The following is a 20,194-nucleotide window of genomic DNA, read 5'->3' on the forward strand; positions in this document are numbered from 1 at the left end:
ATAAAAATATCCAGATTAGGAGAATACCATGTCACACGCGACCTTTGCCCCTACCGCCCAGCCCTACACCACCCAGACCACCGTCGGCCAGCTCGTCGCCGACCGGCCCGACCGCTCCCGGCTGTTCATGAAACTCGGCATCGACTACTGCTGCGGCGGGAAACTCACCCTGCAGGACGCCGCCGAGAAAAAAGGTCTGGACGCCGCCAGCATCCTCGCCACCCTCACCGCCCTGGAAACCCTGGAACCCGCCGGCAGTGCCCCCAACCCCGCGCTGATGAGCCTCACCGCCCTGGCCGACCACATCGTGGGCACCCACCACGCCTACCTGAAAGAAGAACTGCCCCGCCTGGCCTTCCTGACCCGCAAGGTGGCGGCCGTCCACGGCGACGACCACCCCTGGCTGCGCGAGGTGCACGCCGTGTACACCGGCCTGGCCGAGGAACTCAGCAGCCACCTGCAGAAAGAGGAGGTCATCCTGTTCCCCGCCATCCGCAACCTGGAGCAGACCGGGGACTCCGGCGCGCCCTTCGGCGCCGACCTCTCGCACCCGGTGCTGATGATGGAACACGAGCACGCCGAGGCCGGGGAGGCCCTCACCAAACTCCGCGCCCTGACCAGCGACTTCACGCCGCCCGCCAGCGCCTGCAACTCCTTCCGCGCCATGCTCGACGGCCTGGAACAGCTGGAACGCGACACGCACGAGCACATCAGCAAGGAGAACAACATCCTGTTCCCGCGCGCCATGGCGCAGTTCCAGGGCACCCACCATGCCTGAACCCGCCCCAGCCCGGCGCCCCGCCCGGCCCGGCTCGGACCTCGGGGCCACCCTCGGCATCTTCGCCGCGACCTTCCTGCTGTCGCTCGGCGGCGGGTACCTGCTGTTCAACCGGCCCGCAGCGGCCAGCGCCCAGGCGACCGCCGCTCCCGCCCAGACGACTCAGGAAACGCACCCGGACACGGCGCACAACGAGGCCCCTGCAGAGGAGACCGGCACGACCACCACTGCGGCCGCTCCGGCCGCCAGCGCGGAGATCTTCACGAAGCGCGGCTGCGTGGCCTGCCACTCCGTCAGCGCCCTGGACGTCCAGGGCGGCGTGACCGGCCCGGACCTGTCCAGGGCGTACCTGAACGTGGCCGACAAGCACGGCGTGCCCGTCGAGGACTTCCTGAAGAAACCCACGTCCGCCGTGATGTCCAGCGTGCTGGGCGCCAACCCGCTCACCGACGAGGAACGCGCCCAGGTGCTCAGCGCCCTGCAGGCCGCGTCCGGGAAGTAAGGAAGGACCTGAGCCATGAACAAGCTTCTGACTGCTCTTCTCGGCCTGTCCAGCGGCCTGCTGGTCTCCGTGCTGTTCTTCTCCGACGTCGGCCGGCAGAACGCCCGCGCCAGCACGCCGGACGGTGAGCTCGCCAGCGCCGCGCAGAAGGTGTACGTTCCGCACGGCAAGAAAGACGAGTACTACCTGTTCTCCTCCGGCGGTCACTCCGGGCAGCTGTTCGTGTACGGTGTGCCCTCCATGCGGCAGATCCGCATCGTGCCGGTGTTCTCGCAGGACGCCGCCACCGGCTACGGCTTCGACGACGCTTCCAAGAAGATGATGGGCGGGTACACCTGGGGCGACTTCCACCACCCGGCCATCAGTGAAACCGCCGGCGACTACGACGGGCAGTTCCTGTTCGCCAACGACGTCGCCAACAACCGCATCGCCGCCGTGGACCTGTCTCTGTTCCACACCACCGACATCCTGAAGATGCCGAACATGGGCGGCCCGCACGCCGCCGTGTTCGTCACGCCCAACACCGAGTACATCGTGGCCCCCACCCGCTTCGCCCGGCCCCTCGGGGACGAGTACGCGCCGCTGGACAAGTACAAAGAGAAGTACAAGGGCGTCGTCACGATGATTCAGTTCGACCGCGCGAAGAAGAAACTCAACCTCGCGTACCAGATCGTGCTGCCGCCCTGGTCGTACGACCTGTCCGACGCCGGGAAGAAGATGTCCGACGGCTGGGTGGTCATGACCACCTACAACACCGAGTTCGCCACCACCAACCTGGAAATCAACGCCTCCCAGAAAGACCGCGACTACATCGTGATGGTCAACTGGAAGAAACTGGAACAGGAGGTCGCCGCCGGCAAGGCGAACACCGTGAACGGTGTGAAGATGATCGACCCGCGCGACGTAGAGGGCGCCATCTACGCCATCCCGGTCGCCAAGTCCCCGCACGGCGTGGACGTGACCCCCGACGGCACGCGCTTCGTCGCCTCCGGGAAGCTCGCCCCGCTGATGACGGTGTTCTCCTTCCAGAAGGCCTTCGACGCCATCGCGAAGAAGGACTTCGTCGCCAACGAGTTCGGCATTCCCGTCCTGAAATACGAGAGCGTCATGGAACGCGAGGTGGACCCGCCCGGCGCGCTCGGGCCACTGCACACCCAGTTCGACGACCGCGGCAACGCCTTCAACACCATGTTCATCTCCTCCGAGGTCGTGAAGTGGAAACTCGACACCGGCGAGGTGATCGACCGGCAGCCGGTGTTCTACTCGCCCGGGCACGCCACCGCCGCCGAGGGTGACACCGCCGCCCCGGACGGCACGTACCTGATCACCGGGAACAAGATCGCCAAGGACTCCTTCCTGGGCGTGGGCCCGTCCCACCCGGAATCGCTGGACCTGTTCGACATCAGCGGCGACAAGATGCAGCACCTCATGAGCGTGCCGATTCCCCCGGAACCGCACTACTCGCAGATGGTCAAGGCCGACAAGATCAAACCCAAACTGATCTACGACAAGGACGAGACCCGCCCCGACTCCGTGTGGAAAGCCGACGACGCCCGCATCGAACGCAAGGGGAGCGAGGTGCACGTGTACGGCGTGGCCATGCGCTCCAAGTTCATCTTCGACGCCAAGGCCGAACGCAAGGACTCCTTCACCGTCAATCAGGGCGACCGGGTGTTCCTGCACATCACCAACATCGACCTCGACCAGGACATCACGCACGGCCTGGAAGTCATGGACTACAACCTGAACTTCGAAATCCAGCCCGGGCAGACCAGCACCCTGAGCTTCACCGCCGACAAGTCCGGGGTCTTCCCGATCTACTGCACGAACTTCTGCTCCGCGCTGCACCAGGAGATGAGCGGACACCTGCTCGTCCAGCCGAAGTAAGGCCTGGCCCTCAGGGAGCGGCCGGGCCCCTCAGGCCCGCCGGCTCCCTGACCCCTTGAAGAAGGTACGCATGAAACGTGATCTGAACCTCTGGGCCACCCTGAGCCTGCTCACCGCGGCCGCCCTGATGCTCCTGAGCCTGTTCCTGCCGTGGTGGGCGATGAAGTTCTACGCCCCGCAGTACCCCGAGGGCCTGAACATCGTCGTGTACCCCAGCCGGCTCGCCGGGGACATCGAGATCGTGAACGGCCTGAACCACTACATCGGCATGGCCCCCTTCTCCGAGGCGTCCTTCCCGGAGCTGAAGGTGCTGCCGGTGGTCGTGGTGGCCCTGGCCCTGCTGATGGCCGCCGCGGGCGCGCTGCGCCGCCGCGTGCTCGCCTGGACCACCCTGGGCCTGTTCGCCGTGGTCGGTGTGGGAGGCCTGTGGGACATGGCGCGCTGGCTCCGGAAGTTCGGCACGGAACTCGACCCGCAGGCGCCCATCAAACTCGATCCGTTCGTGCCGCCCATCCTCGGGAAGAACACCATCGCCAACTTCACCACCTTCAGTACCTTCCAGGTCGGGGCCCTGGCCCTGCTGCTGGCGGGCGCCCTGCTGGTCCTGGCCCTGACGCTCCGTGACCGCCCCGCCCGGGTGGCCGCCCGGACCGCACCCGCCCCGGAAGTGAGCGCCGCATGATCCGCGCCCTGACCCTCGGCGCGCTCCTGGTCCTGTCCCTGGCCTCCGCGCAGGTCAGCGAACTGCAGCGCCTGGTGGACCGCGCCGCGCCCGGCAGCACCATCCGGCTGGAGCCCCGCGTGTACCCCGGCAACACCGTGATCGGCAAGGCCGTGACGGTCGTCGGGCAGGCAGGCACCGTGCTGCAGGGTGACCACACCTCGAACGTGGTGCGCATCACCGCCCCGGACGTGCGCCTGGAGGGCCTGACCATCCAGGGCAGCGGCCAGAGCCGCAGTTCCTCCGAGGAGCAGGCCGGCGTGCGCGTCATGGCGCCCGGCGCCACCCTGAAAGGCCTCACCCTGCGCGACAACTACCACGGCATTCACCTCAACGGCGAGGCCGGCGGCGCCACCGTCGAGAACTGCACCGTCACCGGCGTGAAGGTCAGCACCCGGGGCGCGCAGGGCAACGGCATCACCATCATCCGCAGCGGGAATCACCGGCTTCTGAACAACACCATCACCGGCACCCGCGACGGCATGTTCTTCGAGTACTCCAGCGGCGACGAGATCCGCGGCAACCGCATCCGCCACACCCGCTACGGCCTGCACTACATGTACTCCAACGACAACGTCTTCACCGGCAACCACTTCTCCGGGAACCTGGGCGGCGCGGCCATCATGCACAGCGAACGCCTGACCCTGGAACGCAACGAGTTCTCGTTCAACCAGGGCACGCGGTCGTTCGGGCTGATCCTGCAGGGCAGCCGCAACATCCACGTGCGGAACAACGCCTTCCACCTCAACCAGCGGGGCCTGTACATCGAGCAGACCGTCGGCAGCCGCATCGAGGGCAACACCTTCTTCCGCAACGGCGTCGGCATCGAACTGTGGAGCAACTCGGCCTCGCAGGTGTTCAAGGAAAACCGCTTCGACCGCAACACCGCCGCCGCGGTCCTCGTGGGCGGCGAGTCGAACAACCAGTGGTACGAGAACGGCGTCGGCAACCACTGGAACGTCCCCGCGCTGGACCTCGACCGCAACGGCGTGGCCGACGCGCCCATGCGCTACCACTCCGCGCTGGGCTGGCTGATCGAGCAGAACGAACTGGCGTACCTGTTCATCTCCAGCCCCGCCCTGGCCCTGTACGAGAAGACCAACCAGCTGTTCTCGCACGACCTCGCGGTGATCGCCGACGAGTACCCCCTGGTGGGCCGCGCGGCCCGCCCGCCCCTGTGGCTGCTTCCCCTCGGCCTGCTGGCCGTGGCCGGCGGCCTGCACGCACGAAGGAAGACCCCCTGATGCCTTACCTCTGGAAGGAAGTCCTGGAGCAGACCCGCGGCAAGGGCCTGTGGCTGGGCTTGCTGCTCGTCGCCCTGACCTCACTGTTCCTGCTGGCCCAGGCCCGCAGCTACCCCGCCGACCTGGGCTTCGAGGCGATGCTGCTCAGCCTGTTCGACATGAACGTGTACCTGCTGCCCCTGCTCGCCATGTTCCTCGCGTCGTTCTCGGTGTACCAGGAAAAGGAACTCAAGACGCTGCTGATGCTCGTCACCAAACGCGAGTCCGGCCTCTCGTTCCTGACCCGCAAGTCCCTGGCATTGCAGACCGTGCTGATCGGCGCGTTCGTGGTCGCGTACCTGCTGCTCGCCTTCCCGATGAAGTTCCTGCTGAACTTCCACGCCGCGAGCTTCGGGGCGTTCCTGCTGGCCCTGCTGATCTTCCTTGCGGTGTTCGTGCAGGTGGGCGTGTTCCTGGGCGTGGCCAGCCGCAACAAGATGCAGCTGATCGGCGCGAACATCCTCACCTGGTTCGGCGTGGTGTTCCTGCTGGACCTCGCGTACCTGTACTTCCTGCCGGCCGTCACCGCCGACAACGCCCGGGCGTTCGCGTGGGCGTACTTCCTGAACCCCATCCACGCCGTGCGGATGATGCTCGAACACCAGCTGGGCCTGTTCTCCCTGACCGGCATGTCCCGCATGATGGAAAAACTGGTGTTCCTCGACCCCCTCGCCTTTGCGCTGATCAACGCGCTGCTGTGGCCGGCCCTGTTCTTCGGCCTGGCCCTCCTGATCCGCAACGCCGGAGCCCACCATGACTGACCTGAGTCTCCCCGCCGGCATGATCGACGTTCGCGGCCTCACCCAGGCGTACGGTGACAAGCGCGTCCTGGACGACGTGAACCTCAGCGTCGCCGAGCATGAGCGCTGCGCGCTGGTGGGCCGCAACGGTGCCGGCAAATCCACCCTGATCCACAGCCTCCTGGGCCTGCTGCCCGTCCGGCAGGGCCGCGTCACCCTGCGCGGCATCCCCGCGCAGCAGCACGCCTGGAAGAAACACGTCGCGTACCTCCCGGAGAAATTCCAGCTGTACCCGAACATGACCGGCACCGAGAACCTGCACTTCTTCAGCCAGGTCACCGGGCACGCCCTGAACGAGGACCGCGCCGACGAGGTCCTGCACGCCGTGCACCTTCAGGACGACCGCGACCGCCTGACCGGCACGTACTCCAAGGGCATGCTGCAGCGCCTGGGCCTGGCCCTGATGCTGTACTACGACACCGAGATCATCGTGCTGGACGAGCCCACCAGCGGCCTGGACCCCATCGGCCGCGAGGAGATCCTCGGGATCATCCGGCGGCTGCGCGGCAAGACGATCCTGATGGCCTCCCACCACTTCGACGAGATCCGGCAGGTGTGCACTCACGTTGCCCTGCTCGAAGGCGGCCGGATCACCAAGTTCACCCTGGCGGACTTCACCGACCACTACTTTAAAGGAGCGGCCCACCTGTGACCCGCCCAGCCCTGATCCCCCTGTGCCTGCTGGCCGCCCTGCTGGCCGGGTGCGGCGCTCCCGCCCGCACCGACGTGACCCTGACCCGGCCGCCCGTCTTCCTGAAAGGCGAGGCGGCGCCCCTGACCCTGCAACTGCATAGTGGCGGTGCCCCAGCCAGCGGGTACGCGGTGACCGCGCAGTTCAGCATGGCCCGCATGGACCACGGCCAGCAGGAGGTCACGCTGAAGGAGGTGGCGCCCGGCACGTACACCGGCGAGGTCGCCCTGCCCATGGGCGGCGAATGGGACGTCACCGTGAACGTCACCCGGGACCGAGACACCCTGGAACAGACCCTTACCCTGCGCGTCAACGACGGAGGCTGAAGGCCATGCCCCGCCCCCTGACTCTGCTGCTCGCGGCCACGCTGCTCACCGCCTGCCAACCGACCCCCGCCACCCCACAGGGGGGCGTGCCGGCCTCCGCCCCCCGGGCAGCGCCCGCTTCGGCGGCCCCGGACCTGATCCGCATCAATGGGCGGGGCTTCACGCAGGCCGACCTCGACTTCGCGGGCCTGATGCTCAAACTGACCGTGCTGGCCCAGGACGCCGACCCGGCCGAGCAGGCCGCTGCCCTGAAACGGCTGGACAACGTGAACATCCGCCTCGATCACGTGATCGAGCGGTACGCCATGAGCCTGCTCGGGCAGGCGAAACACTACGCCGTCAGCGAGGCGCAGCTGAGCGCAGCCCGGCAGGCGTGGCAGGCGAAGATCGATGTCCGACCGGCGATGGGGCAGCTGATTGCCGATTACGGCCCGGACCGCTTCACCGGGCGCCTGCGCGAGTACCTCCGCCAGCAACTCGTCCGTGAACGCATCATCGCCGACCTGCTCGCCACCGAGCGGCGGAAATCCCCGCAGGCCGGCGCGCGGGAACTCGATTACAACGTCGCGAAGGCCTACGACGCGCTGTACCAGGACCACGCCGGCGACCTGGACATCCAGATCAACCTGCGCGGCCTGCCCCCCCGGCCCACGGGCGCCGCCGCGCCCGCCCGCCCCGCCCCCGCCCTGCACGTCCGGGACGGCGCCGGGCTTCCCCTGCCGCGCCCGGCCCCCACGGCCGCGCGGCCCCTGCTGGTGAACTTCTGGGCGACGTGGTGCGCGCCCTGCCGGGAGGAACTGCCCCTGCTACTGCAGGCGAAGGCGTCCGGGCGGTACGACGTGCTCACCGTGAACCTGGACGAGTCCCCGGGGGCGGTGCAGGCCTACCTGGACGGGCAGCAGCTGGGCGGCCTGCCCGTCGCCCACGCGAAGGCCGCCCAGCTGCCCGGCTGGACGATTCCCGGCCTGCCCACCACGTACCTGATCGGGGAGGGCTGGACGCTGCGGGGCCAGAAGTTCGGGCCGCTCACCCGCGCCGACCCCTGGATGCAGGGCCTCTGACCGGGCGACTAAAGCAGAGCACAGGCGCTCCCCTCCGGGCGCCTGTGCCGATGACCTGGCCTTAGTCCTGCGCCGGGCGGGGCACCCAGCCCCAGTCGTGCAGGTACGCCTGGAAGGCGCCGATCAGCTCGGCCGCGTCTGCCTGATCCCCGGCCGGCAGGGCCGCGTGCCACGCCGCGAGGCGCCCGGCGGTCACGTCGGCCAAGGGGAACGGGTCACCCAGGTGTTCGGCCAGGCGGTCCAGCAGGGCCTCGAAGCGGGCTTTGCGCCACGGCGTCTGGCGGGTCACCTCGTTCAGGAAGTCCTCGGCGGCGTGCTCCAGCAGCGCGGTGCGGCCCACGATCCACGGCGCGCGGTACGGATGCAGGGTCATCTCAGGCCCTCCAGCCGGGGAAGCCCTCGATGGCGACCAGGGTGGGCCGGGGAATCTTCGTGCCGGGCGCCGCGGCGAAGGTGCTGGTCAGCTGGTCCAGGCTGGGGCTGTCCTCGCCGGGGTGCTGGATCGCCAGGAACAGCGTCCGGCCGTCCGGGCTGAATACCGGGCCGGTCATCTCGGCCTCCACCGGACCCACCGCGAAGCGGTAGGCCTTGCCGGCGTTGGGCCCTTCGGTGGGGAAGAAGAACATGGCGTTGTTGCCGTGGTACGCCTTGATGGGGTTGGTGCCCAGGTCGGAGTTGTCCGTGACCATCCACAGGTTCCCGTACGCGTCGAACACCAGGTTGTCCGGGCTGGCGAAACCGCTCTGCGGGCCGCCGTAGGCGAACACGCCCCACAGGAATTTCAGGGCGCCCGGGTCGCTGCCGGCTTCGGTCCACTTGATGATCTGCCCGAAGAAGTTGCCGTGCTTGCTGTTGTTCGTCAGCGCGGCGTACACGTCCCCGTTTCGGGGGTGCACCTCGATGTCCTCCGGGCGGTCCACGGGCGTGCCGCCCACGGCCAGCGCGGCGGCGCGGGCGTCGGCGAGCACCTCGGCCTGGCTGGTGAACAGGGGCTTGTCCCCGTTCCTGGCGTCCTGGAGTTTCTTGTTGCGGTCGTAGTCGAGCAGCACCCAGGTGCCGTTGCCGAAGTTCGCGACGTACAGGTCCCCGTCGGCCAGCAGGTCGCGGGCCGCAGCGCGGTTTTTCGGGTCGTACTTGCCGCGGCTGACGAACTTGTAGATGCAGGCGTCCTGCATGTCGTCGCCCATGTACGCCACGACCCGGCCGTCCTTGGCGAGCACCACAGCGGCGTTCTCGTGCCGGAAACGGCCCATTCCGGTGCGTTTCTTCGGAGTCCACGCCGGGTCGAAGGGATCGATCTCCGTCACCCAGCCCTGATGCATGGCCTCGTATCCGCTGCCCTCCCAGGCCTTCTGGTAGCCGTCCACGTTCTCCTCGCAGGTGAGCAGCGTGCCCCACGGCGTTTGCCCGCCGGAGCAGTTCCCGACCGTGCCCTTGACCGTGGTGGCGCCCTTCACCACAGCGCTGCCGCGCACCGGGCCGGTCAGCTCGACGTCCGTGAACGCGTCGATGCGGCGGTTGCGGGGGTCCGGCACGACCTTCCACGTGCCGGCCTCGCGGCGCACGCGGACCACGCTGACGCCCACGTCCTGCATCTCCGCGCGGATCTGCTGCGCGGTGCGCTCCTTGGTGTTGCCGCCCACGAACAGCGGGTTGACGTACTCGTGGTTGATGGTCAGCAGCGCCTCGGTGCTGCTGCGGCCGCCCTCGAGCAGGTCGATGGGGAAGAAGCCCACGAAGTCGTGGTTGAACCCGATGGTGCGGCCGTCGTCCGTGAACTTCTCGCCCCAGGGCGCCAGGACCTGGAAGCGGTACCCGGCCGGCAGGGTGATGGTGTCGGCGGTGGTCGGCTCGATCATCCGGAAGGGCGGGAAGCTGCGCGGCGCCGCGGCCTGCCCCGTAGGGGAGACGGCCCCGCCGTTGTTCGCCTGTGCCTGCGCGTCACTCAGGGTGACGGGAAGCGTCACGGCGGCGGCCGCCACGGCCGCGGAGCCCACGGCGGAACGTCGGGTGAGTTTGGTGTCCAGCAGGCGGTGCCAGAAGCTCGTCTCCACAGGGTGCTGAGTCATGAAGCCCAACCTAAGGAGCGGCTGTCAGGTTTTGTTCAGGCTCTCACATTCCAGCAAGCGCCCACGCCATGCCCCTTCAGGCCCGGGCCTTCTCCGGAACCCCAGGCAATAGCAGCGCGTCCACGCTGGCCGCCGGGCCGGGCCGCGCCAGGTAGAAACCCTGCACCAGGTGCACGCCCAGCGTCTTCATCAGGTCCAGCTGCTCCGGCGTTTCCACGCCCTCGGCGATCACCTCGAAATTCAGCGCGTGAATGAAGGTCGTCAGGGCCTCCGCGACGCGGCGCTCGCGCGGGCTGTCCTGGGCGCCCTGCGTGATGCGCCGGTCCAGTTTGATCACCTGTGCCGGGAAATCCAGCAGGTACAGCAGCGTGCCCTGCCCCATGCCGAAATCGTCCAGGGCCAGGCGCACGCCGACCTCCCGCAGGTGCAGCAGCTGCTCTGTGACCTGCCGCACGTCGATCAGCACGGCCCGCTCGGTGATTTCCAGTTCCAGCTGCTCCCCGCGCAGCCCGTGGCGTTCCAGGGCCGCCTGCACCGCCACGCTGAAGCCCGGGTCGGCCAGCTGCGCCAGGCAGATGTTCACCGCCATGCGCCCCCGCCATCCGCGCGCCTGCCACCGCGCGAGCTGCGTCAGCGCCTGGTCCAGCGCCCACAACCCCACCGGGCCGATCAGCGGCGAGGCCTCCAGCACCGGGATGAAGCGGTCCGGCGGCACGCGGCCCAGCTCCGGGTCGGTCCAGCGCATCAGCGCCTCCACCGCCACCACCCGGTGATCGGTCAGGTCGAACAGCGGCTGGTAGTGCAGGCCCAGGTCCCCGCGGGCCAGGGCGCCCTCCAGGCGGGTCAGGAGCGCCTGGTCCGGGTCCGGTTCGTCCGCCTGGAACAGGCGGTACCCCCGCGCGCTGCTGCGTTTCGCCTGGAACATCGCCAGGTCCGCGCAGCGGCGCAGCTCGCCGGCCTCGCGGGCGTGGTCGGGGTACAGGGACACGCCGATGGACGCCGTGACCCGCACGGCCTGCCCGTCCACGGTCATGGGGGGCCGCAGGGCCTGCAGGAGGTCCTGCGCCACGCGCACCGGGTCCCGGCCGCCCGCGAGGTCCGCCAGGACCATGAACTCGTCGCCGCCCTGGCGGGCGAGCCGGTCCTCGGTGCCCAGCGCCGACTGCAGCCGGGCCGCCACCTGCCGCAGCAGGTCGTCGCCGGCGTGCTGCCCGCAGCGGTCGTTGATCGCCTTGAAACTGTCCAGGTCGATGAACAGCAGCGCGAACCGCCCCTGCCGCAGCGCCGCTTCTCCGATCGCCTGAGTCAGCTGCGCCTCGAACAGCCGCCGGTTGGGCAGGCCCGTCAGCGAGTCGTGGTTCACCTGATGCGACAGCTGCTGGCGGCTGAGCTCCAGTTCCCCCGTGAACGCCTGCAGGGACCGGGTGAGCTGCGCGTTGTCCTGAATGGTCACGGCCTGCCGGGCCACCACCAGCAGGAGAATCAGCACCGCGCCCAGGTGCACGCCGTACGCGCCGAACTCGTGTTCCGCCGAGACCCACAGTTGCAGGATGCCGGCCGCCACGGCCGCCAGGTACGGCAGCGCCGCCGCGAGCCGCGTCGCCCGGGCCGCCAGCCGCTCCTGCAGGCCCCCCGGCCCACGGCGGGTGGGTGCGGCGGGGTCCGGGGCGTGCCCGCTCACCTGGTACTGCCAGGCGCCCAGGGCCAGCAGGCTGTACGCCACGGTGAAGACCAGGTCCACCGGATGGCCCTCGTGGTACGTACCCAGGCTGTTCAGCACCAGGAACCCCAGGTCCGCGCCGATCATGGCGGCCAGCCCCAGCATGAACCACACCAGGTGCCGTTCGGGCCGCCGGCCGTGCAGCACCGCCAGCACCACCAGCGTCAGCAGCACCAGGTCCGCGGCCGGGTACGCCAGGCCGGTCAGCCGCACGAGCAGGGGCCCGCCCGACCCGACGATCTGCGCGACCGCCGCCCACCACAGGTACACGCTCACTGCGCCCACCACGATCAGGGTGTCCAGCCCCAGGCGCCGCAGCCGCCAGGGCCCCAGGCCGTCCAGGGTGGCGCGCGCCAGCGCCCAGCCCAGGAACGGGTACGCGAGCAGGTACGCCACGTCCGCCACCGACGGGAAGGGCGGCAGCGCCGTGAACATCTCCAGGTACGCCCACAGCGTGTCCCCCAGGGCGTGCAGGCCCAGGCCCACAGTCAGGGGCAGCAGCACGTCCCGCAGCGGACGCGCGGCTCGGCGCAGCGCCACGGCCGACAGCGCGAACCCCGCGTAGATGGCGGGCAGGTACAGCACGTTCGAGTACGTGGTGACGTCCTGCGGCCCGCCCCACGGCCAGGCGATCCAGGCGGCGTACAGCAGCGCGCCCAGCGCCATCAGGGTGGCCAGCACCCGGGGCAGCCAGGGGCCGGTCGCGCCAGGTCCAGTTCGGGCCGGGCGCAGCGTGGAGGGGGATTCAGGGCTGATGGTCAAGACGGCTCCCTTGCAAGGCGGCCCTGCCGGCACCGGCAAAGCGCGATTCACGGAGTCTAGTCCCCGCGGCCTCACAGGGGCGTGACACGCCTGCCCCGCCCCCCGCCGTCCTCAGCCCTTAACCGTCGCAGGCGTGCACGGCCTGGTCCCGGCCCGCTTCCTTGGCGGCGTACAGCCGCCGGTCGGCCAGCCGCACGAGGTCCTCCCGGCTGCGCGCCTCGCTCACGGCGGCCACGCCGATGCTGACGGTCATCGGCGGAATGCCCGCGAGCCGGGCCGTGCGGAACCTTTCCAGGATCCGGCCCGCGACCGTCACGCCCGTTTCCAGCCCCTGACCGGGCAGCAGGATCATGAATTCCTCCCCGCCCCAGCGGCCCACCAGGTCCCCGTCCCGCAGGCAGTCCTGCATCAGGCGCGCGGCGGCCTTCAGGGCCCGGTCGCCCACCTGGTGACCGAACCCGTCGTTCACCGCCTTGAAGTGATCCAGGTCGAGCACGAGCAGCACGCCGCGGCGCCCCGGTTCCTGCATCAGCGAGGCGAGCTGCTCGTCCATGAAGCGGCGGCTCAGGGCGCCGGTCAGTTCGTCGTGCCGCACCTGCCGTTCCAGGCGGGCGTTCCACACCCTCGTCTGCTGGATCGGGTGCCCGTGCAGGGCCAGGTACGCGCCCAGCGCCATGATCAGGAGCACCAGCACCAGCAGCGCGACCTCCGTCTCGCCCGACAGGACGTACATCAGGCCGTACAGCCCCATGACCAGGGCGTTCAGCCAGCGGGCCTGGCGGTACGGCACGAACGTGAACGCCGCCAGAGCCATCATCACGACCGTCAGGGTCATCCACTGATCCAGGCCCTGGCGCAGGTGCGCGGCCAGCAGCAGGGCGCGCAGCGTCCACGCCCCGATCAGACCCACGAACATCACCGGCACCCGGGCGCGCAGGGCCGCGTGGTGGTTCGCTCCCCAGATCAGCAGGCTGGCCAGCAGCCCCGCCAGGTTCGCGTGCAGCAGTCCGGTGTCCGGTCCGCGGGCGACTTCCAGCGTGGTGAAGGTGTGAAACGCCACGGAGATGAGGGCCAGCAGGTCCAGGAGGCGGTGGTCGGGCACGGCTCCCGGGGGTGAGGGTCGGTCCTTGGCACCTGAGGTCATGCGAACTCTCATCCTCACGCACCGGCCCCGCTTAACGCTGCGAGCCACATGAGGGGACGCGCAAGGCGGCCAGGGAAGACGGGGTGCCTCCCGCCCCAACAGTCACTCAAGACACCTGTTCCAGGCCCGGCACGGCGCCCCAGCGGTCGCTGCGCAGATGCTCCTCCTCGTGCAGGTAGGCAGCCGCCTCACCGGCAGGCAGGGGGCGGGCCATCAGGTACCCCTGCACACTGTCGCAGGCCATCTCGCTGAGCAGCGCGTGCTGTTCGGGCGTCTCCACCCCCTCGGCCGTCACGCGCATGTTCAGGCTGTGCGCGAGGCTGACCATCGCGTCGATCAGGACCCGCGCGGAGCCGGAGCCCGCCGCCCCCTGGGCGTCCTGCACGAAGGACCGGTCGATCTTCAGGATGTCCACCTGCAGCTGGCGCAACAGACTCAGGCTGCTCTGCCCGGTGCCGAAGTCGTCCAGGGCCACCCGGACGCCCAGCGCCCGCAGCCCGGCGAGCTGCCCGGCGGCGTTCCCGCGGTGCCCCAGGACGGCACTCTCGGTCAGTTCCAACACCAGCTGTCCGGGGGGCAGGCCGGCGTCCTGCAGCGCGTCCTGCACCGTCCCAAGAAATCCGGCGTCCTCGAGTTGCAGGGCGCTGACGTTCACGCTCATGGTCAGGCCGCGGTCGGTGGCCTGCCACTCGCCCGCCTGCCGGCACGCCTCGCGGAGCACCCAGGCGCCCAGCGGCACGATCAGGCCGCTGTCCTCGGCCACGCCGATGAATCTCCCGGGCGGCAGCAGACCCTGCCGGGGGTGACGCCACCGCACCAGGGCCTCGTACCCCACCAGCCGGCGCGTGCGGGCATCGAACTGCGCCTGGTAATGCAGGACGAGCTGGTCCTCCCGGATCGCCGCGCGCAGGTCCTCCTCCATCGCGGCGCGCTCCAGGGTGTCCTGCCCCATGGCGGGCTGGAAGGTGCGCACGCCGTTCTTGCCGCCCTGCTTGGCGCGGTACATGGCGATGTCGGCATGCTTCTGCAAGGTGGTGACGTCCAGCCCGTCGGCCGGGGCGACAGCCACGCCGATTGAGCCGGTGACGTGCAGCGTGTGCCCGCTCACCTGCACGGGGCGCGCCAGGTCCTGCAGCACCTTGTGCGCCACGCGCTCGGCGTCCGCGGGGCTGCGCAGGCCGTGCAGGAGGACCGTGAACTCGTCCCCGCCCATGCGCGCCACCAGGTCCCCGGAGCGCACCACCAGGGTCAGGCGCCGCGCGATCTCCTTGAGCAGCTCGTCGCCGACGTCGTGGCCGAGCGTGTCGTTCACCTGCTTGAAGCGGTCCAGGTCGATGAACAGCATCCCGAACGGCGCCTCGTGCACGTTCTGCAGCGCCCGCTCGGCCGCCGCCTGGAAGTGCGCGCGGTTGGCCAGGCCGGTCAGTGTGTCGTGCGTGGCGCGGTACGCCAGGGTTTCCTGCGCCGCCTGCAACGCCGTGTTCGCCTGGGTCAGTTCCGTGCTGCGGCGCCGCTCCGCCAGGGCCTCCTGCCGCAGGAACTCCATCTGCATCTGCACGCCCAGCACCTGCGCCTTGCGTTCCACCGCCTCGGCCCGCAGCGCCTGATCCAGGTCCTGGCAGACCTGCAGCGCCCGGTACGCCTCGGGCCACTGTTCCCGGGCGGCGTACACTTGGCTGAGGTGGCCGAGCGCGGTGCGGCGCAGCGGGGTGATGTTGTGCTGCTCGGCGTCGTGCAGCGCCAGCTGGAACTGCTCGTGCGCCTCGTCCAGGCGCCCGGTCGCCATCAGCGCCTGCCCGTAGAACACCCGCACGTACACCACGTGCTCCCGGTCGTTGACCTCCAGCGCCAGGGGCAGCAGCGCCTCGGCCTGCCGGACCGCCTCGGTCAGCTGGCCGGTGTCCGTCAGGCAGGGCAGCATCCACACCCGCAGCACCACCTCGTGCTGCCGGAAGCCGAGGGCCTGCACGTCGGGCAGGTGCGCGGTCGCCAGGTCCAGGGCCTCGGCCAGCCGCCCCGTGTGGTAGTACGCCCGCACCGTGTTGATCATGGATGAGGACAGCGCCAGGGGCAGGTCGGCCTTCCGGGCCAGCGCGGTCACTTCCTGGAAGGCCTCCATCGCCACCTGGTAGTCGCCCAGGTCGGCGTGGATCAGGCCCACGTTCCCTAGTGTCCGGGCGCGGCCGGCGTCGTCCCCGTGCGCCTGGGAGATGTTCAGGCTGGTCTGGTAGTGTTCCATGCCGCGGCCGTAATGCCCCAGCGCCACGGCGCACAGCCCCAGGTTGTTCGCGATGCGGGCCGCGATGAGGTCGCCGGGCACCCGGTCGGCGGCGCGCTGCGCCTCGGTGAGCAGCTCCGTGGCCGTCTGAAACTGCGACCGGAAGTAGAAGGTGGCCGCCAGCAGCGTCAGGGCCAGCGCTTCCCGCGCGTCGTCCTTCAGCGCGGCCGCCAGGGCGTGCGCCTGACGCAGCAGCACCTCGGCCTGCGCGGCGTCCGACACCACCATCGGCTCGGCCGCCTGCAGCAGCTCACTCAGGTGCGCGGCGTCCCCCACACCGGCGGGGTGCAACTGGAGGAACGGGGCGGTGGACATGCGCGCAGCGTACCCAGCGGCGTCTTACCGCACTCTTCCCGGGCGCGGGCCGGGAAACGTGAAGACCCCGGCGCGCGCCCGGGGCTCAGGGCAGGGGAGAGGGCCGCGTCATGCGGCTGCGGATGACCTGAAGCATGGCGCCCAGCTGCTCCACCAGGGCCGCCTGGGTCAGGGGTTTGACGAAGTACCCGTCGGCGGCAAGGTCGGCCGCCTGGGCGCGGTCCACCTCGGCGGCCGAGGTGGTGAGGACCAGGATGGGCAGGTGAAGCCACTCCCGGCGGGCCCGCAGGGCATGAATGAGCTCGAAACCGTTGCGGCCGGGCATGTTCAGGTCAGTGATCACGGCGTCCTGCGTCACCTCGCCGCGCTCCAGCGACGCGAGGAACTGGTCGGCGTCCAGGAAATGCTGGCTGCGCACAGGCACCGCAAGGTCCCCCACCGCCTCCTGGATCAAGAAGTGCTCCGCCTCGTTGTCATCCACGAAGGTCAGGGAGAAGCCGGACATCCCCTGACCCTATCCCACCCCGGCCTTGTTGACCTGACCGGTTCCTGAACGCTGCGGGCCCGCGCTGGCCGTTACAGGATTTCCAGCAGCTGATGGTGATCCACGTTCAGGCGCACGGCATCGTCCACGCGGTCGATCAGCGTCAGGGGAATGAAGTGCCGGCGGCCGTCGTCGAGGGGGGCAGTGACGAGGTACTCGCGCTCGGTGAACTCGGCGGTGCCGTGAACGACGTTGTCGGTGCAGATGATCGGTAAGCCGGGGGTGATGTTGTCCATAACGCTCCTTTCAGGCCGGCCCGAGGGGGATTTCCCGAACGAGGAGAAAGCGTGCCGCCCATGCCCGAGGCCCAGGCATGCTAGCCCCGCAGACTGCGCGCCCGGGCGAGAACCGTGCAGACCTCCCCTTAACGGATCACGTCTGGCACGGGCCGCATTCCTCAGGCGGATGGCGACGCGGCCCAGGGAAAGGCGGGGGCTGCTCTGCCCCCGCCACTCAGTCCCATGCTCAGTTCCAGGCGCAGTGCACGTGGTTGCTGTGCCCCTTGGGGTCGTTGTAGGCGTTGAAGGTCTGCCCGGCGTCGGATCCGGCGGCGATGCAGGCATTGCGGGCCGCCGTGTGGGCGCTGTTCGGTGTGGACAGGCTGGTGCCGTTCCAGATGCCGATGTCCAGCGCCAGGCCGGCGTAGTGGTCGGAGTACTGCGAGTGGCTGCCGCCCGCGAACGACGTGATGTAGATGGTGTTCCCGGCGTTCGCCATCTTCAGCAGGCCCTCGAGCATGCTGCGTTTCAGGGTGGTGGTCAGGCCGCAGTTCGGCGCATCCTTGCAGCCGCGCTTGACCGGCACGCCGTTGATGGTGTCCAGGATGTTCTGGCGGGGGCTGCCGCCAGTGGTGCTGCTGCTGGTGCTCAACTGGATGCGGGGGTGGTTCAGGATCTGACTGGCGAGGTCACGGGTGGAGGTGGTGCCGCTGGTGCTGCCAGCGGTGCTGGCCCCGGTCACCAGGCCGTGCCAGGTGTTCAGGCCGACGATGCCGTCCGCGCCCAGGCCGCGGGAGGTCTGGAAGTCCCGCACGGCGGCGTCCGTGGCCGGCCCGAACGCGCCGTCCACCGTGACGCTCGTGTACCCGTAGCCGTTTTTCAGCTGGTCCTGCAGGGCGCGCACGGCGTTGTTGCTGTCGCCCTGCCGCACGGTCTTGATCAGCGCTTCCCAGGTGTTGCCGCCCACGATGCCGTCCACGGTGAGCCCCCGCGCCCCCTGGAAGGCGCGCACAGCGCTGTCGGTGCCGCTGCCGAAGATGCCGTCGATGCTGAGCGTCTGCCCGGCCTCCCGCAGGAGGTACTGGAGGGTGTAGACGTCGCGGCCGGTGTCGCCCTGCCGCAGCGCCTGCCAGCTCAGCACGGAGGCGTAAGCGGGCGCGGCCTGACTGACGAGGGCGATGGTCGTGTTGAGAAGAAGTCCAGTTCGAAATTGCATCTCGCACTCCTTTGGTGACCGGGCTTGGTCACCGGGGTGCCGTGAGTGTGCGGACCCGGCCGCGGCGCGCACAAGCCGGGATTCTCTCAGCCGGTCCTAAGGGGATGGATACGCGGGCCGGGGCAGTCGGTGCAGCAAAGGCCCCCGGGGAGCGTGAAGGCGCAGGAGTTCCGGGCCATGAGGGGGCGTGACACCAACGTAAAGGGCCGGTTCGGCGCGGTGGACGGGGCGCCGCCGGGAACAGTCTGACTAGCCTTCCCGTCAGCAGTGACATTCAGAGTGCTTGACAATTTATAGTGTGCTCTCGTCTCATGCTCGCCGAGCACGAAGAATCACGGAGGTTTCACATGCGCAAATCACTCCTGGCCCTGGCCTGCACCACTGCCCTCTCCCTCGCGTCCGCCCAGTCGGGCACGCTCACCATCGCCACGTCCGCCGACGCCCCCACCCTCGACCCCAACCTGACCTTCAGCGGGTTCGCGTTCGGGATCACCAACCACATCTACGACAGCCTCCTCACCCGCGAGGAAGACGGCAGCATCAAGCCCCGCCTGGCGACCAGCTGGAAGCGCGTCTCGCCCACCACCTGGCGCTTCGAGCTGCGCCGCAACGTCAAATTCCATGACGGCACGCCGTTCAACGCGCAGGCCGTGAAGTACAGCGTGGAACGCCTGATCGACCCGGACAGCAAGGCCGCCGGGGCGTACGTGCTGAGCATGATCAAGAGCATCAAGGTGATCGACAACGACACCATCGAATTCACCACCGCCGACCCGTTCGCGCCGCTGCTCGCGCATCTCACGCACCCGGTCACGGCCATCGTGTCCCCCACCGCCGCCAAGGCCCGCGGCAAGGACTTCGGCCGCAACCCCATCGGCACCGGACCCTTCAAGTTCACCCGCTGGAACGCCGGCAACCAGATCGAACTGGAAGACAACGCGGGCTACTGGGGCGGCAAGGTCAACATCCAGAAACTGGTGTTCCGGATCATCCCGGACGTCAGCACGCAGGTCGTGGAACTCAAGACCGGCCGGGTGGACCTGATCACCACCGTGCCGCCCGAGAACTACAAGGAACTCGACGCCAACCAGAACCTCACGGTGTTCAAGAAGCTCGGCTGGGGCAGCACGTACCTGGGCTTCAACATGCAGAGCGGCATCACGAAAAACCTCAAGGTCCGCCAGGCGATCGCGCAGGCCATCGACCGCGACAGCATCGTGAACGTGCTCCGCCAGGGCCTGGCCGTGAAGGCCACCGCGCCCATCCCGCCCACCGTGTACGGCGCCGCGAAGAACCTGCCCGCCATTCCCTACAACCTGAACAATGCCAAGGCGCTGCTCAAGCAGGCCGGCATCAAGCCCGGCACGAAGATCACCCTGGCCACCTACGAGGGCGCCGAAACCCGCCAGCTGGCCGAGGCGATCCAGTTCTCCCTGCAGCAGCTCGGCCTGAACGCCAGCGTGCAGATCACCGACTACGGCACCTACAACGCCAACATGAAAAAACCCGACCACGCCGAACTGTTCATCAGCGGCTGGGGCACCGTCACGCTGGACGCCGACTACGCGCTGTACGCCCTGCTCAGCAGCAAGGAAATCCCCGCGAACAACTGGTCGTTCTACCGCAACGTCAAGGTGGACAAGCTGCTGCTCGACGCCCGCCGCAGCGCCGACCAGGCCAAGCGACTCGCCCTGTACCAGGACGCCCAGCAGCAGATCCAGAAGGACCTGCCCATGCACACCCTGTACTACGGCCTGACCGCCTACGCCAAGACCAACCGCCTGCAGGGCGAGGACTGGCGCTACTCCTGGATCAACCTGGACCTCAGCAAGGCCAGCTTGAAATGACCGCCCACCCGACGCGCCGGGGACCGGCCGGC

At 69.2% G+C, this 20,194-nt stretch carries 18 protein-coding genes; 10 read left to right on the forward strand and 8 right to left on the reverse strand.

Translation table 11 applies throughout. The annotated features are described in order from the left end of the window. The first annotated feature begins 28 nt into the window (after positions 1-28). The 9 genes from ric to DFI_RS16560 all read left to right on the forward strand — a co-directional run bounded on the left by ric (position 29) and on the right by DFI_RS16560 (position 8,049). Complete coding sequence (ric, locus tag DFI_RS16520) at positions 29-778, forward strand: iron-sulfur cluster repair di-iron protein (RefSeq protein ID WP_051307537.1); 750 nt, start codon at positions 29-31, stop codon at positions 776-778. Further along, positions 771-1,280, forward strand: a complete 510-nt coding sequence (locus DFI_RS16525; RefSeq protein WP_118376010.1) for a cytochrome c family protein — start codon at positions 771-773, stop codon at positions 1,278-1,280. Before ric ends, DFI_RS16525 begins: the two co-directional genes overlap by 8 nt. 15 nt (positions 1,281-1,295) lie before the next feature. Continuing rightward, positions 1,296-3,167, forward strand: coding sequence for a Sec-dependent nitrous-oxide reductase (nosZ, locus tag DFI_RS16530; protein ID WP_027462304.1), 1,872 nt, complete (start codon positions 1,296-1,298; stop codon positions 3,165-3,167). 70 nt (positions 3,168-3,237) lie between these two features. Continuing rightward, a complete protein-coding gene (locus DFI_RS16535) occupies positions 3,238-3,849 on the forward strand; it encodes a hypothetical protein (RefSeq protein WP_051307538.1) in 612 nt (203 codons plus the stop codon). Continuing rightward, positions 3,846-5,132, forward strand: coding sequence for a nitrous oxide reductase family maturation protein NosD (nosD, locus tag DFI_RS16540; protein ID WP_043777268.1), 1,287 nt, complete (start codon positions 3,846-3,848; stop codon positions 5,130-5,132). Before DFI_RS16535 ends, nosD begins: the two co-directional genes overlap by 4 nt. After that, positions 5,132-5,932, forward strand: a complete 801-nt coding sequence (locus DFI_RS16545; protein ID WP_027462305.1) for a copper ABC transporter permease — start codon at positions 5,132-5,134, stop codon at positions 5,930-5,932. Before nosD ends, DFI_RS16545 begins: the two co-directional genes overlap by 1 nt. Further along, entirely contained in the window at positions 5,925-6,623 is a 699-nt protein-coding gene (locus tag DFI_RS16550) for an ABC transporter ATP-binding protein (RefSeq protein WP_211235343.1), read from the forward strand. The genes DFI_RS16545 and DFI_RS16550 overlap by 8 nt, the downstream gene beginning before the upstream one ends. Then, entirely contained in the window at positions 6,620-6,988 is a 369-nt protein-coding gene (locus tag DFI_RS16555) for a FixH family protein (protein ID WP_027462306.1), read from the forward strand. The genes DFI_RS16550 and DFI_RS16555 overlap by 4 nt, the downstream gene beginning before the upstream one ends. Before the next feature lie 5 nt (positions 6,989-6,993). Then, the gene (locus DFI_RS16560) at positions 6,994-8,049 is read left to right on the forward strand and encodes a TlpA family protein disulfide reductase (protein WP_051307540.1); all 1,056 of its coding nucleotides are present in this window, start codon (positions 6,994-6,996) and stop codon (positions 8,047-8,049) included. A 61-nt stretch (positions 8,050-8,110) separates the two neighbouring features. On the opposite strand, the gene DFI_RS16565 is transcribed toward DFI_RS16560, so the two are convergent. From DFI_RS16565 to DFI_RS16600, 8 genes are all read right to left on the reverse strand, one after another. Further along, on the reverse strand, positions 8,111-8,422 hold the full coding sequence (locus DFI_RS16565; protein ID WP_043777270.1) for a hypothetical protein: 312 nt from the start codon (positions 8,420-8,422) through the stop codon (positions 8,111-8,113). Between the two features lies 1 nt (position 8,423). After that, on the reverse strand, positions 8,424-10,118 hold the full coding sequence (locus DFI_RS16570; RefSeq protein WP_027462308.1) for a PhoX family protein: 1,695 nt from the start codon (positions 10,116-10,118) through the stop codon (positions 8,424-8,426). A 76-nt stretch (positions 10,119-10,194) separates the two neighbouring features. Further along, on the reverse strand, positions 10,195-12,600 hold the full coding sequence (locus tag DFI_RS16575; RefSeq protein WP_155864507.1) for a putative bifunctional diguanylate cyclase/phosphodiesterase: 2,406 nt from the start codon (positions 12,598-12,600) through the stop codon (positions 10,195-10,197). Between the two features lie 118 nt (positions 12,601-12,718). Then, complete coding sequence (locus DFI_RS16580; RefSeq protein ID WP_051307542.1) at positions 12,719-13,702, reverse strand: GGDEF domain-containing protein; 984 nt, start codon at positions 13,700-13,702, stop codon at positions 12,719-12,721. Positions 13,703-13,850: 148 nt separating this feature from the next. Further along, complete coding sequence (locus DFI_RS16585) at positions 13,851-16,337, reverse strand: EAL domain-containing protein (protein ID WP_244940409.1); 2,487 nt, start codon at positions 16,335-16,337, stop codon at positions 13,851-13,853. Between the two features lie 85 nt (positions 16,338-16,422). Continuing rightward, positions 16,423-16,842 carry a response regulator gene (locus tag DFI_RS16590; protein ID WP_051307543.1) on the reverse strand — a complete coding sequence of 140 codons (420 nt, stop codon included), beginning with the start codon at positions 16,840-16,842 and terminating at the stop codon, positions 16,423-16,425. A 71-nt stretch (positions 16,843-16,913) separates the two neighbouring features. Further along, entirely contained in the window at positions 16,914-17,117 is a 204-nt protein-coding gene (locus DFI_RS20335; RefSeq protein WP_022802865.1) for a DUF2171 domain-containing protein, read from the reverse strand. A 229-nt stretch (positions 17,118-17,346) separates the two neighbouring features. Beyond that, positions 17,347-18,315 carry a peptidoglycan-binding domain-containing protein gene (locus DFI_RS16600; protein ID WP_081425750.1) on the reverse strand — a complete coding sequence of 323 codons (969 nt, stop codon included), beginning with the start codon at positions 18,313-18,315 and terminating at the stop codon, positions 17,347-17,349. 347 nt (positions 18,316-18,662) lie between these two features. On the opposite strand from DFI_RS16600, the gene DFI_RS16605 reads away from it, so the two are divergent. Beyond that, positions 18,663-20,162, forward strand: a complete 1,500-nt coding sequence (locus DFI_RS16605) for a glutathione ABC transporter substrate-binding protein (RefSeq protein WP_027462309.1) — start codon at positions 18,663-18,665, stop codon at positions 20,160-20,162. Positions 20,163-20,194 lie beyond the last annotated feature (32 nt).

This window comes from Deinococcus ficus, assembly GCF_003444775.1.
In the GTDB taxonomy this organism is placed as follows: Bacteria; Deinococcota; Deinococci; order Deinococcales; family Deinococcaceae; genus Deinococcus; species Deinococcus ficus.